Here is a 13550-nt window from a genome sequence, read left to right on the forward strand (position 1 = left end):
ATGTTAATGGGTAGTGTTTAGCGGTATTGGACGATCATCCAGAGGAAGCTTTTTTTGCCTTTGCCGACGTAGCGGGCTTCCATATCGTCCTTGCGGTAAATGGTCTGACCTCGGCGTTTTGCTTGGCAGAGGGTCGATTCTCCGACACCAAGCATGGCAGCAGCACGTTTTGTGGTGACTTGTAGCTTGATGACGTGTAAATGCGGGGTTTTACGGTGGGGAAATGAAAGCATTGTGTTTTGCTCTGGGAAGAGACTTAATTGTGTTGTGGTCATGTTGTACCTGTTTGAACTCTGCAACCAGATTACAAATTTCATCTCTTCTAAGACTCGACAAATAGGACTGTATCTAAATGTCTTATTTGTCTGTTGAAAATTTCGGAAAAAGTTAGACTAGGAAGAGGTTCTCGGCAGTAGTCACTATGAGTACACATCGCGACACTGATAGCGTAAAAGCAACATCAAAAGGCAAAAAAGAATTAATTAAGGCGCAAAGACAAAAGCTGAACTATGAGGGAGCTGCCTATAGTTACTTGGAAATTATGACAGAAGCAGCTTCCTTTCAATCTGAAAAAACGGTATCGAGATTTTTTAAAGGCGAACCAGTTAGATATAAAAATGCACTTGCTATATGTGAAGTGTTAGATCTAGACATTGAAGATATAGTCGAACAAATTGAAAAAGAGAGTATTAGAAAATATGATTGGTATAAAATTTGTTCGGATAAGTTTGCAGATCAGCAGCAAAAATTGAGAACTCGTCGAGGTCTGTTAAATCCTAATCCTAATCTTGATTATGTACCTTTGGGATTAGTCAAGCCAAAATCAAGGCAAGAAAAATCTAAATACTCTGGTTTTGATAGCTCACGGGGGATGCGTCAATATGAGGTGCCAGAAGAAGAAATCGAAAAAACTTTTGAGCATGATACTTTTTTAGATGAGATCGTAGGGCAACCCTCTAAATCTGTAGTGATTGTAGGTGAGCCAGGGGCAGGTAAAAGTACATGGATGGAAAAGATCGGTGATTATTTAATTCAACAACCTAATTCACCACCCCCAATTTTTATTTCCTTATCTTTACTCGACCGAAAATTAGAAGATTATCTTTGTGGAACTTGGCTAGATGAAGCTTTACAGTTACAAAAGCTTTTAATTTCAGATGAAATAATTAAAGAATTTAAAGGGTTACTGCGTAGTCAGTATTTTTGTTTGTTGTTGGATGGTTTAGATGAAATGAGGTCTGAACATCCCACAAGAGATTTAAGTAACGATCTACAAGGCTTCTTGAAAAATGTCCGGGTGTTTTTATCCTGTCGTTTAAACCTTTGGGAAGCTTCGGGTAGGCAGTACTTTTTTACATTTGATGTGTTTCGTTCATTAGCATTTTCCGATGAACAAGTTACGAATTTTATTAAACAATGGTATGGTCAAAATCTAGATCAAGGTCAAAAGCTAATCAATCAACTGAGAGAAGATCGAGCGAATCGATTAAGAGACTTAATTAAAAATCCACTGCGATTGGTTATGTTATGTAGTGTCTGGGATGAAAATCAAGAGTTACCGCAGACGAAAGCTGAACTTTATAGTGAATTTGTTGGATTTGTCTATGAGCGAGAGCGTGGACGTAATAAATTCAATATTTCAATATTAGCAGAAGAAAAATTAAATCAAGCTTTAGGTGAACTTGCAAAGAGAATGTTCGATGCAGAGAAAGTATTAGATCAATCATTTGTTGTACAAATCTTGAATGATCAACTAGAGCTAGCAGAAAAGCTTGGCTGGCTGAATATTATTGGTAAAAGTAAAGGGAAATATATATATGCTTTTTATCATCTGACTTTTGCCGAATATTTTGCAGCTTATGCAATTAGAGAAGCTTCTTTTTTCTTCCCTCTGAAGAGATTAGACTCTAGTAAATATAATTTCTTTAACCCAAAATTTAGAGAAGTCTTTTTATTTTGGATGGGAATGACAGAAAGCAATCAAGAGAAGACGGAGCTAATCAGATCTATTTGCAGATTCTACACACAAAACTGGAAATATTTTCAATACTATAAAGCAGCATATTCTAAAGGTCTAATATTTGATGCCTATCAAGAACTTGACCCGCGTTATACTGAAAATCTAGGAAGTGACATCTACATTTTATCTGCCCTTACTCCTTCATTTTATAGTAAAAGCATCAATAAATACCAATTCTCTAGAGATTTTACCGAACCAGAGTGGCTCGTTAAAAAATTAGGAGTATGGATGCATCAACAGGGAAAATGTAGAATTGATTTTAGACCTAGTGAACACGAAAATCCTTACAATGTATCATTTGATTTTTGGACAGCGATAAAGAGAAAAAATGATTTTTTGTTTTCTTTATATGAAAAAAACTTTGATAAAATCAAAGAAGAGAACAAGTTATCAAAAGAAAAAGTTGATGAAATTATTTCAAAAGATCAATCTCAATTGATTAATTACCTCTTTATAATAGGAAATGACTTATTTTTGAATGGCTTAGTCATACAACAATTGATTTTGATTATGGGTGAAAACACTTCTAAGCTAGATAGTACTATGAATGCTATGCTGCAAAATCGGGATTCATTCAATCTTCAAGCTCATTTGTCATTCAACTATGTTCTTATCGAAATTGTGAAAATTCACAAGATAGATTTATTTGCCTGTAGCCACTTCAAAAAATATCTTGAATTTTGTTTGAATAACAGTTTTATCCATTTTGATATATTGCGCACTGTAAGTTTATTAATATATTCATTGTCTCTTCAAAATCTTCAAAGACCTCAACTCCTTAGTGATGTCATTCTACGTCATTTAAGCTTATTAAGCCTCGATGATAACTATCGAATTAATAAAAAAATGTCCTTCTTAAAATATTTTCTAGAAGTAAGCTTGGCTAACCTGTGTGAAGATCTTTCTTATGTTAATTTTTTACAACTATGGAACATTACAGTATAGAGTTTGAAAATTGTTTTGTTCCCAAATTTTAGGAAACTATAAGGAAGTCCATCAATAGCTTATTGAAAGATCAACAAAATTTTGTTGATGACCACTTTTTATATTTTATCCTCTGCGGCCAATGTTACATCAACATAAATATCCGCCACCGCACATTCAAAATTGAGGCTAGGAATAACCAGCGTATCGTCAACTCCAAAATCTCGATAACCCCACATTTCTCCCGTTTGTCGTTGATAAAGATCCACATAAATGTGTTCAGAATCAAGCAAAATATATTCCTCTAGGCTAGGAATTTGTCGATAATATTTCAACTTTTCTTTGCTGTCATAATTTGAAGTGCTTGGCGATAAAACTTCAACAATTACTTTCGGATACTGAATCCATTTACGGGCTTTGAGATCTTCAGGATGACAACTTACTACCAGATCCGGATAAAAATAACGCCGATTTGCTTTCCCCTGCACTTTCACATCAGATACATTTACTCGACAACCTCGTTTTTTCAAATGAGGCCGTAGGAGGCTATAAAAATTAAGTGCAATATCATTGTGAGGCAACGTTCCTCCAGCCCTCGCAATAATTTCACCATTAATATATTCATAACGAAGTTCCTGCCGTTCTTCCCACTGGAGATATTCCGCAGCAGTCATTTTTTCTGGAAACTTAGGTGTTGCAATCATTGTTATTTTCCTCATTCTAAGCTGAGTCGCCTGGTGAAAAACTAGCGGCCCATTTTTTGCTTCATCTGCCGAATTTGTTCATCCATTTCCCATTTTTGGAACTGGGCTTCGAGGGGATCAGTGGCACTATTGTAAGTTTGGCGATCGCCACTGGAGCCACTAAAACTTTCCCAACTGCTGGTGTAGGCATCCTCCACTTTTTGAGATGCTTGCAGTTCATCCATTTTTTGCTTCACTTCCTGGCGTTTTTGCTGGAGCTGCACCAAGAGAGACTGGGCCTGTTCAATGCGTTTTTTGGTGCCTTGCATCTTGCCCCAGAGTTGGTTCCCCTGGCGGAGGAGAGCCGCTTCCCTCGCTTTGGCAGCACTGGCGAGATCCGGTCTTCTGCCCGCTTCGGCCTGTTGTACCCGCTGGTGCCAATGTTGGATATCCTGGGCCACCTGGGCGATTTGTTGCTCCACCTGAGTCAGTTGCCGTTGTAGATCCTGGGTGAGGCGATTGGCTTCTTGTTCTTGTTCCTGGAGTTGCTCGGCGATCGCCTGGAGTTCTAACTGGGGATGCGCCTTGAGAAATTCCTCTAATCGCGTCTCAAAAAACTGCCCAACTTCGCTAAAAAGACCCATAATTTCGCCGTTTTCACAATTGCTGACTTTAGGTTAGCTTTTTTTAAGGAGGTCTGCTACAATCATTTATCGTCACGCCAGGAGAGATGGCTGAGTGGTCGAAAGCAGCACATTGCTAATGTGCCGAGTCGTGTACGCGGCTCCGAGGGTTCGAATCCCTCTCTCTCCGTACCAAGCCTAACTGAATATATTTCTACTTCTTCCCGCAAACCGCTACGATTGACGGGATTTTTTAGTGTTTGCCCAATCCCTTGGGCTTTCAAAAGAAATGTGTGGAGTTCTATCGATTTATAAATTCCCCAGGGGCGATCGCCAGAAAATCAAAGGGAATTCGCTATTTATTAAAGACAGATAACTCCGCTGTCCGTTGAAGGATTTTTCCCATGAAACCGACCCACAAGTTTCAGGTCAAAGCCGTTTTACCCCCTGTCCTGGAACCCTTGCGCCGCCTCGCCCACAACATCCACTGGGATTGGAATGTCGCCGCAAAAAGCCTCTTTGTCCGCCTCGATCCAGACCTATGGCAACAGACGAGCCATAATCCGGTGGCCATGTTGGGTCGCGTTGACCAAGCCCGCCTCGATGAACTGGCTAAGGATGACGGTTTTATTGCCCACATGGAACGGGCCATTGAACAGCTCGATGACTACCTCCAACAACACACCTGGTACCACAAAGCGCGGGGCGAAACCAAAGGAAAAGAATGCTACGCCTATTTCTGTGCAGAGTATGGCCTCAGTTACTGTTTGCCGATCTATTCAGGGGGTTTGGGGATTCTTGCGGGAGATCACCTCAAATCTGCCAGCGATCTCGGTTTACCCCTCGTAGCCGTGGGTTTACTGTACCAGGAGGGGTATTTCGCCCAGTATCTCAACCATGACGGCTGGCAACAGGAAGAGTATCCGATCAATGATTTCTACAATATGCCCCTCCATTTAGAAAAAGATGACCAGGGGAACGAGTTAATTATTGAAGTGGAATTTCCGGGGCGGATCGTTTATGCACGGGTCTGGCGCATTGATGTGGGGACGGTGCCCCTCTATATGCTTGACACCAATATTGAGCAGAATACCAACCCCTACGATCACGACATTACCGACGAACTCTACGGGGGCGATCGCGATCTGCGGCTCCACCAAGAGATCCTCCTGGGGATTGGTGGCGTGCGGATGCTAGAAAAACTAGGCTACAAACCAACGGTCTATCACATGAACGAAGGCCACAGTGCCTTTTTGATCCTGGAGCGCATCCGCAAACTAATGCAAGAGCAGGGCTTAACCTTCCGCCATGCCCAACAGTTTGCCCTCTCGACCCAAATGTTTACGACCCACACCCCCGTATCGGCCGGGTTTGATCTCTTTTCTCCGGAGCAAACCCTCCATTATGTGGGTCACTATGCCGAAAAATTTGGCCTTTCTCCAGACCGCTTCTTGGGCCTGGGCCGGGAAAATACGGGGGATTTAGAAGCACCCTTTAACATGGCGATCTTTGCCCTCAAACACAGTGCGTTCATTAATGGTGTAAGTCAACTCCATGGCCAAGTTTCCCGGGAAATGTTCCATAGTTTGTGGCCTGATTTTCCCCGTGATGAAGTTGGAATCACCTCGATCACAAATGGTGTCCATGCCCGCAGTGTCACCGCCCCCGCCACCCAAGATCTCTACGACCGTTATCTAGCGCCCACCTGGGATGAAGCCCCCGCCGAAAGTCACATTTGGCAGAAAGTGAGCACCATCCCCAACGAAGAACTGTGGCGTAACCACGAGCGCCAACGTTCCGATCTGGTTGTCTATATTCGACAGCACCTCGCCAAGCAACTGCAAAAACAAGGGGCCACCGAAGCGGCGATCGCCAAAGCCCGCCAAGTGCTCAAGCCCAACCTTTTAACCATTGGATTTGCCCGCCGCTTTGCCACTTACAAGCGGGCCAACCTCTTTTTGTATGACATTGAACGAATTAAAAAAATTATTCTCGGTCATCCAGAGCGGCAAGTGCAGTTTGTTATCGCCGGGAAAGCGCACCCAAAGGATATTCCGGGGAAAGAGCTAATCCGCAACATCATCCATACCGTCCAGGAAGAAGGCCTCGAAGATTACGTCGTCTTCTTACCTAACTACAATATTCACATTGCCCGTAAAATGGTATCTGGGTGCGATGTGTGGCTTAATACTCCCCGACGACCTAGGGAAGCATCTGGGACTTCTGGGATGAAGGCGGCGATGAATGGCTTACCAAATTTAAGCGTGCTTGATGGCTGGTGGGATGAGGCCGACTATACCCGCACCGGTTGGGCGATCGGCCACGGGGAAATTTACGATGATCAAGACTACCAAGACCGGGTAGAAGCCAGCGCCCTGTATGAATTGTTAGAAAAAGAAATTGTCCCCCTCTTTTACACTCGCAATAGCTTTGATGTGCCGGAAGGGTGGGTCAATAAAATGAAGGAAGCGATTCGCCTGAATTGCCCCATGTTTAATACGTCGCGAATGCTCCGGGACTATGCCCAAAAAGCCTATTTTAAATTGAGCGATCGCCATTTTGAACTCAGCGACAATCACTACCAAGCCGTCCAAGAACTTGCCGATTGGAAATCCCAACTCTTTAAGGCCTGGTACAACATCCGCATCGAAGCCTTTGATGTCGCAGAGTCTGCTGAAATAGACATTCAACAGCCCGTCCATGTCAAAGCGATCCTTGATCTTGCAGCCCTGACCCCCAACGATCTGGCCGTGCAAATTTACCTCGGCACTATCAATGACCAAGACGAACTCATTGACGGCGAAAGTTGTCCCATGACCTTCCAGGGCATGACCCCCGACCAAAAAGCGATCTACCAAGGGGTTGTGCAATACCAAAGAAGTGGCTATCAAGGCATGGCCTTACGTATCCTCCCCCACCATCCCCACCTAGACGATGCCACCGAGCCCCGTCTCATCCGGTGGGCCTAGGACAAACCGTCCGAGAGACTATCCCAATGGCAATTTACCCCTATACTGGGGAAGAACTTTCCCTGAGAGAGTTTACGTTTCTTAAAATTATCGGGCAATCATTAAAGCCTGAATGCCTTGTGAGACAATAGTCTAAGCTATTAAACTAAGCAAGAATCCATTTATTAAAACAGCAATAATATGAGCGTCGTTAGTCAAGTTATCCTGAGAGCCGATGACGAACTCCGCTATCCCAGCAGCGGTGAACTCTCGGGGATTAAAAACTTTTTAGCCACTGGGGCGGTACGGATCCGCATTGCGGAGACCCTTGCCGACAACGAAAAGAAAATCGTTGACCAAGCCCAAAAGCAACTGTTTAGCATCCACCCAGAGTATCGAACTGCGGGCGGAAATGCGGCCACCACTAAGCAATATAACCAATGTCTGCGGGACTACGGTTGGTACCTACGTCTGGTCACCTACGGTATCCTCGCTGGCGATAAGGATCCCATCGAAAGGATTGGCTTGATTGGGGTGAAAGAAATGTATAACGCCCTCGGTGTACCGGTGCCTGGGATGGTCGATGCGATTCGCTGTCTCAAGGATGCCGCTCTTGGTGTGCTTGATTCAGAGGAAGCAAGAATTGCGGCTCCCTACTTTGACTTCATTGCCCAAGCGATGTCCTAGGTTCGAGCTAGGCGATCGCGGTCTAATGCAACTAAATTATTCCGTTGGGGATCAGGGCTGTTTTCGCACCCTGATTTTTTATTGCTTTTCCGGCTTTCAGTCACCTTCCCCAGGGCCACCCCTCTAGCTCCCCTCTAGGGGAGAATGACACTCTCCGGCCTGACGACCACCTCCCTCAAGGGAGAATGACACCCTCCGGCCTGACGACCACCTCCCTCAAGGGAGAATTCCTTCCGGCTTTCAGCCACCTTCCCCAGGGAAGGGTTGTTGTTGGGTATGCTAGCAAGTAGCAGATTCGTCCATGGGTAAAGAATAGAGATGACAGCATCACGCGCCCAAAAGCATGACTTTCCTTGGATTTCCCTGGGGCTTTTTTGTTTAGCCTATGGGGTGTTTGGTTGGCTGGTGGGAGAAATGATCCCAGCATGGCAGACATGGCTTTTAGAGCATCAAACGTGGTTTTTCTGGCCCATTGATCAGGCGATCGCCTTAAAGATGGCCTGGGGTTTCGGGGGAGGACTTGTACTTCTCCTGATGGTGGTGTTAATGGCCCCCATGCGTATGATGCACTTGTTATTTGGCACTTGGTTGCGCTCCGATGCCAAGGCTTTTATTTCGGTCTTAGCTTGGGCCTTTGCGGCAGTATTGATTGTTTGTTGGTTAGAGCAATTTGTCCGTTTTTTCGTATTGCTCTCAGCGGGGATTTTGTGTCACCTAGATTTGCAGATTCGCGGTTATCGGGTGTGGCAGGTTTTTCTCATCCTTAGTGGCATGGGTCTGGGGAGCTTTGCCCTAGGGGGATATTTATTTTCCCAGCTTCAGATTGAAATCGCTCAATTTTGGTCTATTCTTCAAGCGGCCTAAAGTCTGAGCATGTCAAAAACAATTGATTGTTTCCTAATCTTCACCCCTAAAACCCTGGCAGTTTAGGAGATTTTTCTTGTGAATTCTTAGGTGGTTGCCCCCAAGATTGGGAGTAAGGGGGCTATTTTGTCTTAGGGAATAACACCCTCCGACCTGGCGGCCGCCTCCCTCAAGGGGAGAATGGCACCCGCCGACCTGACGGCCACCTCCCTCAAGGGAGGATTTTTTCGGCTTTTCTCTAGGGAAAGATTTTTAGGCTTGGGCGAGGATCGGTGGAATACAGGGTTTGCCGCTGGGGGTGGCGAGGTTGGGGCCAGCGGTTTCGGGGCGACAGCGAATTTCTGCAGCGAGGATTGGCGGTTCAAAGGAGGCGATCGCCGCTTCGACGGTCTGGAAAGTTACTCCTTGGGCGAGAATTGGCGGAATGCAGGGTTTGCCACTGGGGCTACTGACCAAGACGGGGGTAGAGTCCGTGCGGGGTTGGATGGTGGCGGCCAGGATCGGCGGTTCTAGGGTATCAGGGACTGTATGCTTCGGGCTGGCTGTTGCTGCTGGGGCCGGATTGTTTGCCGCTGCAAGTTGTGCTTCGAGGGTAGCAATTTTGCTTTGATATTCCTGTTGCAAGGTGGCGATCGCCTCCCGTAACCGTTGCTCGTGGTTGGCTTCGCTGGTTTGCAAATCCCGCCGCAGTTGACCAAGTTCCGTCTCTAAGGTGCCTAGGCGATTCAGGTCATCTTTTTTGACGAGGTAAAACGCCCCCGCACCAACACCACAACCAATCACAAAGGAAATAATCCACATAATTTCAATATGCTCCAAGCAAAACCACTAAAAAACAGATCTATTGTGGCCTTTTTTCTGCATTTCAAGGCAATCGGCTTCTGATTCTAGCGAATTTTTCTGGATTTAGGCTGATTCGCTCGCATTCAACCCCTGTAAGGCCCGCATTAACCCTTTTTGACTCGCCATCCCATAGACATAATTGAGGTAACTTTGGAAAGCTTGGGCATCTTCGGGATTGAGGGCGATCGCCCCCAGGAGATCGAGGCTCGTGGTGCCATCAGTGGGCGGCGTAATCACAACCAAATCTGGATCGAGGGGATGGTCATATTGCCAAAACTGTTCTACATCGATGGTCTCAGGGAGCTGTTGCGGTTGGGATGTTTCAATTTCTGCTTGGTCATGACTGGGTAAATTAGCCGCAGTTTCCGTCGCGAAATGTTGCCGTCGGTAGTCCCGAAGCGCATCGAGGATTTGTTGCTTGGTACGGCCCCGCAGTTGAAAAATCACAAAGGGATCTTCGTTAAAGCGATCGCCGAGTTGATAGTAGACTGCGCCAATGTGTTTACAGGGATTGGCTTTATCGGGACAGGTACAGCGGGAGTGAATATCCGCCAGGGTAAAGGGAAACAAATTCAAACCATTTTCCGTGAAGACCTGCTCAATGGCTGCGGGCATCTCCCCGGCCAACAGTTGGGCCGAAAATAGCGCCTTTTGGGCTAAACTTTCCACCACATAGCCCCAAGCTTCGTCACTAAAAGGTTCTAGTTTTAGGGAAACACGGTAGGGTTCTGGTTCGCTCCCCTGCACGAGGGCGATCGCCTGGGCCTCGACGAAATCAATTTGCAACACATTGCCTGCTTTTGCATAGATGCGGGCCCGTTCGAGGCGTTTTTTAAAGCGGTAAGAATCTAACAATTCTAGCCACCGCTGTACCCACCAACGCTGTTGATCGAGGGTTTCTAACATAACCGAATATTCCTCTGAGAATGTACGCCCATCACCTTTGTCTCTCCGAATAGTTTCCCAAGAAATGGGCTACGGATTCAAATTGCGGGATTTATAAAACGTTTCGAGGCTATCTTGATCCCCCACAAACCGCCAATGCCAAGGCTCGTAGGCAATACCCTGGGGATTATCCCTGGGGAAAGACAACTCAAAACTATAGCGAGCGGCATTATTTTGGAGCCACTGAAACGCCGCTGTCTCTTCAAAATTTTCCTGGAGATGGGTCGCTGGCACATTGCCATCCCCTAGATCAATGGCATAGCCCGTATGGTGTTCACTGTAGCGGGGAGGCGCACTCACTTCGGCCCGTTTGGTGGTGTCCTGGGCGCGTTGTTCTTTAATGTCAAAAAATAGATATTGTTGCTCTTCGATGGTACGAAAGGCAGAAAGTAAGGCTAAATTGATCCCAGCTTGTCTGGCATCGGCTTGCATTTGGAGAAATTTTTCAGCGGCGGCAGGGCGCAATTTCAAGCGACCATCAGCACTAATGGCTACCAGTTCACTGGCCTCGGCTTCGGGATAAGGGAAATGACCGAGAATTTGTTCGGTCGTTTCGGCGTCACTGGTGCCTTGTTCGGACGTAGAAACATCGCTGGGGACATCCTCTGGAGCAACGGGGTCTGGGGTTGCCTGAAAAAACTGGCGCGAGGCGATCGCCCCCAACCCGACAATGAGAATTCCCCCCAACCCTAACAGTAGGCGTTGTTTGGGGTTAGATCCTGTGGTTTTTTCGCTTTGCTCTGGATCTTCATCCCGCACGACCTCAGGAATATCAATGTCATCCAGGACAGAGAGGTCATCAAATTCTTCGGACACGCTCAATTCCTACCGCTGCACTCCCTAAATATTTTGTGGTTCTATCTTATGTTGCTTTTTGCATAATGGAAAAATTCTCTGGCAAAACCCCGATTTGGTGCTAGCCTCAGGCAAGGATAACGGACTGGGGACTCTATGACAGAATTGCTGCTGCAATTGGCGTTGATCTACGGCAAGTTGGGGCTAGGGATTGGGGGCGGTTGGCTCCTGGGGAAATATCTCCCTACAATCTTGGGGCGCAATCTGGGAAAGGGTCTGTTTTGGTTCGGCATCCCTTTGAGTGTGTTTGGCTTTGTGCGCCAGGTGGATTTGACGGGGACTCTCTGGTTTGCGCCGGTCGTTGCTTGGTTGGCGATGGGACTTTGTTTTGGGGTGGCTTGGCTGTGGTTGCGGTACCGTAGCCCCGATTTATCGCTCCCCTCCCAAGGCAGTTTCCTGTTGGTTTCGAGCATTGGTAATACGGGCTATCTGGGCTATCCGATCAGTTTGGCGATCGCCGGGCCAGAAACCTTTGCCTGGGCGTTGTTTTACGATTTACTGGGCAGTCTGCTTTGGGGTTACGGAGTGGGGGTAATGGTGGCCACCTACTACGGCCAGGGGAAAAATCAAACTTGGTTAACACGCCTGAAAAATATGGGTACCCAGGTGGGAATCAACCCCTCCCTCTGGAGTTTGGTGCTGGGGTTGGCCTGTAAGCCGCTGGTTTTTCCGGAACCTGTGGAATGGGGTCTAGAAGTGGCGTCTTGGGTGGTGATTGGTTTGGCGATCATCTTGATCGGGATGCGCCTGGGGGAATTGGAACCGGGCCAAGAAATACCGCCAGTGCGCAGTAGTCTCTTGATTAAAATGGCGATCGCCCCGTTTCTGTTCGGCTTAATCTTGCCTTTGTTTAACCTGCCCAACGTCATTTGTTTGGTATTGGTGTTGCAGATTGCGATGCCGCCTGCCTTTGCCACCCTGATCGTTAGCGAAACCTATGCCCTCGATCGCCAGTTAGCTGTTAGTTCCCTGGCCACTGGCACCCTCCTTTTGTTGGGAACGCTGCCCATTTGGCTCTTGTGGTTTCGTTAGCTGAGAGTGCGACACTGCCCTTGGTGCCGCAGCAGGTGATCACACAGCACGAGGGCGACCATCGCTTCTACCATCGGCACGGCACGGGGTAACACACAGGGGTCATGGCGGCCTTTGGCGGCGAGGGTTGCTTCTTCACCGGCTCGCGTCGCCGTTTGTTGCGCTTTCCCAATGGTTGCGGTGGGTTTAAAGGCCACCCGGAGGACAATATTTTCGCCGTTGGAAATGCCCCCTTGAATGCCGCCGGAACGGTTGGTTTTGGTGCGGATCTGGCCCTGGCCATCCACGGTAAATTCATCGTTGTGTTCTTGGCCTGTAAGTAGGGTGCCTGCAAACCCAGAACCAATTTCAAAGCCTTTGCTAGCTGGCAGCGACATCGCCCCCTTCGCCAAATCTGCCTCTAGCTTGTCAAATACAGGCATCCCCAAACCGACGGGCACCTTTCGGGCCACACATTCGACCACCCCACCAATGGAATCTTTTTGCTTGCGAATTTCATCGATGAGGGCGATCATTTTTTCTGCCGCCGCCGCATCGGGACAACGGACAATGTTGCTTTCTACCTGTTCGAGGGTGACTTGGCTCGGATCAATATCAACGGCTTCACAGTCTTTGATGCGCTTCACATAGCCGATAATTTCCACCCCGGCCACCTGCTTGAGGATTTTTTTGGCGATCGCCCCAGCCGCCACCCGACCAATGGTTTCTCTCGCCGAAGAACGGCCCCCCCCTTCATAATTGCGAATCCCATACTTCGCATCGTAGGTAAAATCTGCGTGGGAAGGACGATATTTCTCCTTCATTTCCGAATAATCCTTGGAGCGTTGATCTTTATTGCGCACCAAGATTGAGATCGGAGTACCCGTTGTTTTCCCCTCAAAGACCCCAGACATAATCTCACAACGGTCGGCCTCATTGCGGGGGGTGGTGATGCGACTTTGCCCTGGACGACGGCGGTCTAACTCCGCTTGGATTTCCGCTTCAGAAATTTCTACTAGGGGCGGACAGCCATCAATCACGACACCAACGCCGCCCCCATGGGATTCACCATAGGTTGTAATCCGAAATAAATGTCCGAAGCTGTTGCCCATAGGTCTGATCGCAGTGATGGAATAGAAAAATTTGT

At 47.1% G+C, this 13550-nt stretch carries 12 protein-coding genes and 1 tRNA gene; 6 read left to right on the top strand and 7 right to left on the bottom strand.

Features of this window, described 5'->3' with window-relative positions; all coding sequences use genetic code 11:
- Positions 1 to 17 precede the first annotated feature (17 nt).
- Positions 18 to 275, bottom strand: a complete 258-nt coding sequence (locus AWQ21_RS10830; RefSeq protein ID WP_157094744.1) for a hypothetical protein — start codon at positions 273 to 275, stop codon at positions 18 to 20.
- Positions 276 to 421: 146 nt separating this feature from the next.
- Between AWQ21_RS10830 and AWQ21_RS10835 the strand changes: the two genes are divergently transcribed.
- Positions 422 to 2965, top strand: coding sequence for an NACHT domain-containing protein (locus AWQ21_RS10835; RefSeq protein WP_065714551.1), 2544 nt, complete (start codon positions 422 to 424; stop codon positions 2963 to 2965).
- A gap of 98 nt (positions 2966 to 3063) precedes the next feature.
- On the opposite strand, the gene AWQ21_RS10840 is transcribed toward AWQ21_RS10835, so the two are convergent.
- Both AWQ21_RS10840 and AWQ21_RS10845 read right to left on the bottom strand, forming a co-directional pair.
- Positions 3064 to 3648 carry a Uma2 family endonuclease gene (locus tag AWQ21_RS10840; RefSeq protein WP_065714552.1) on the bottom strand — a complete coding sequence of 195 codons (585 nt, stop codon included), beginning with the start codon at positions 3646 to 3648 and terminating at the stop codon, positions 3064 to 3066.
- 41 nt (positions 3649 to 3689) lie between these two features.
- Positions 3690 to 4271 carry a TIGR04376 family protein gene (locus AWQ21_RS10845; protein WP_065714553.1) on the bottom strand — a complete coding sequence of 194 codons (582 nt, stop codon included), beginning with the start codon at positions 4269 to 4271 and terminating at the stop codon, positions 3690 to 3692.
- A gap of 80 nt (positions 4272 to 4351) precedes the next feature.
- Between AWQ21_RS10845 and AWQ21_RS10850 the strand changes: the two genes are divergently transcribed.
- The 4 genes from AWQ21_RS10850 to AWQ21_RS10865 all read left to right on the top strand — a co-directional run bounded on the left by AWQ21_RS10850 (position 4352) and on the right by AWQ21_RS10865 (position 8749).
- Positions 4352 to 4440: transfer RNA gene (locus AWQ21_RS10850), tRNA-Ser, on the top strand.
- 214 nt (positions 4441 to 4654) lie between these two features.
- Positions 4655 to 7219 carry an alpha-glucan family phosphorylase gene (glgP, locus tag AWQ21_RS10855; protein ID WP_065714554.1) on the top strand — a complete coding sequence of 855 codons (2565 nt, stop codon included), beginning with the start codon at positions 4655 to 4657 and terminating at the stop codon, positions 7217 to 7219.
- Positions 7220 to 7399: 180 nt separating this feature from the next.
- Positions 7400 to 7885 carry an allophycocyanin subunit alpha-B gene (gene apcD / locus AWQ21_RS10860; protein WP_065714555.1) on the top strand — a complete coding sequence of 162 codons (486 nt, stop codon included), beginning with the start codon at positions 7400 to 7402 and terminating at the stop codon, positions 7883 to 7885.
- A 318-nt stretch (positions 7886 to 8203) separates the two neighbouring features.
- On the top strand, positions 8204 to 8749 hold the full coding sequence (locus AWQ21_RS10865) for a hypothetical protein (protein ID WP_065714556.1): 546 nt from the start codon (positions 8204 to 8206) through the stop codon (positions 8747 to 8749).
- A gap of 252 nt (positions 8750 to 9001) precedes the next feature.
- On the opposite strand, the gene AWQ21_RS10870 is transcribed toward AWQ21_RS10865, so the two are convergent.
- From AWQ21_RS10870 to AWQ21_RS10880, 3 genes are all read right to left on the bottom strand, one after another.
- A complete protein-coding gene (locus tag AWQ21_RS10870) occupies positions 9002 to 9550 on the bottom strand; it encodes a hypothetical protein (protein ID WP_065714557.1) in 549 nt (182 codons plus the stop codon).
- A gap of 105 nt (positions 9551 to 9655) precedes the next feature.
- Positions 9656 to 10498 (bottom strand): SWIM zinc finger family protein, encoded by an 843-nt coding sequence (locus AWQ21_RS10875; protein WP_065714558.1) that lies wholly within the window; start codon positions 10496 to 10498, stop codon positions 9656 to 9658.
- 69 nt (positions 10499 to 10567) lie between these two features.
- Entirely contained in the window at positions 10568 to 11353 is a 786-nt protein-coding gene (locus tag AWQ21_RS10880) for a D-alanyl-D-alanine carboxypeptidase family protein (RefSeq protein ID WP_198159639.1), read from the bottom strand.
- 135 nt (positions 11354 to 11488) lie between these two features.
- Here AWQ21_RS10880 and AWQ21_RS10885 point away from each other — a divergent pair, with 135 nt between their 5' ends.
- The gene (locus tag AWQ21_RS10885) at positions 11489 to 12424 is read left to right on the top strand and encodes an AEC family transporter (protein WP_065714559.1); all 936 of its coding nucleotides are present in this window, start codon (positions 11489 to 11491) and stop codon (positions 12422 to 12424) included.
- Here AWQ21_RS10885 and aroC read toward each other — a convergent pair.
- Complete coding sequence (gene aroC / locus AWQ21_RS10890; protein ID WP_065714560.1) at positions 12421 to 13515, bottom strand: chorismate synthase; 1095 nt, start codon at positions 13513 to 13515, stop codon at positions 12421 to 12423. The genes AWQ21_RS10885 and aroC overlap by 4 nt on opposite strands.
- Positions 13516 to 13550: the final 35 nt, after the last annotated feature.

The organism is Picosynechococcus sp. PCC 7003 (assembly GCF_001693255.1).
Taxonomy (GTDB): domain Bacteria; phylum Cyanobacteriota; class Cyanobacteriia; order Cyanobacteriales; family MRBY01; genus MRBY01.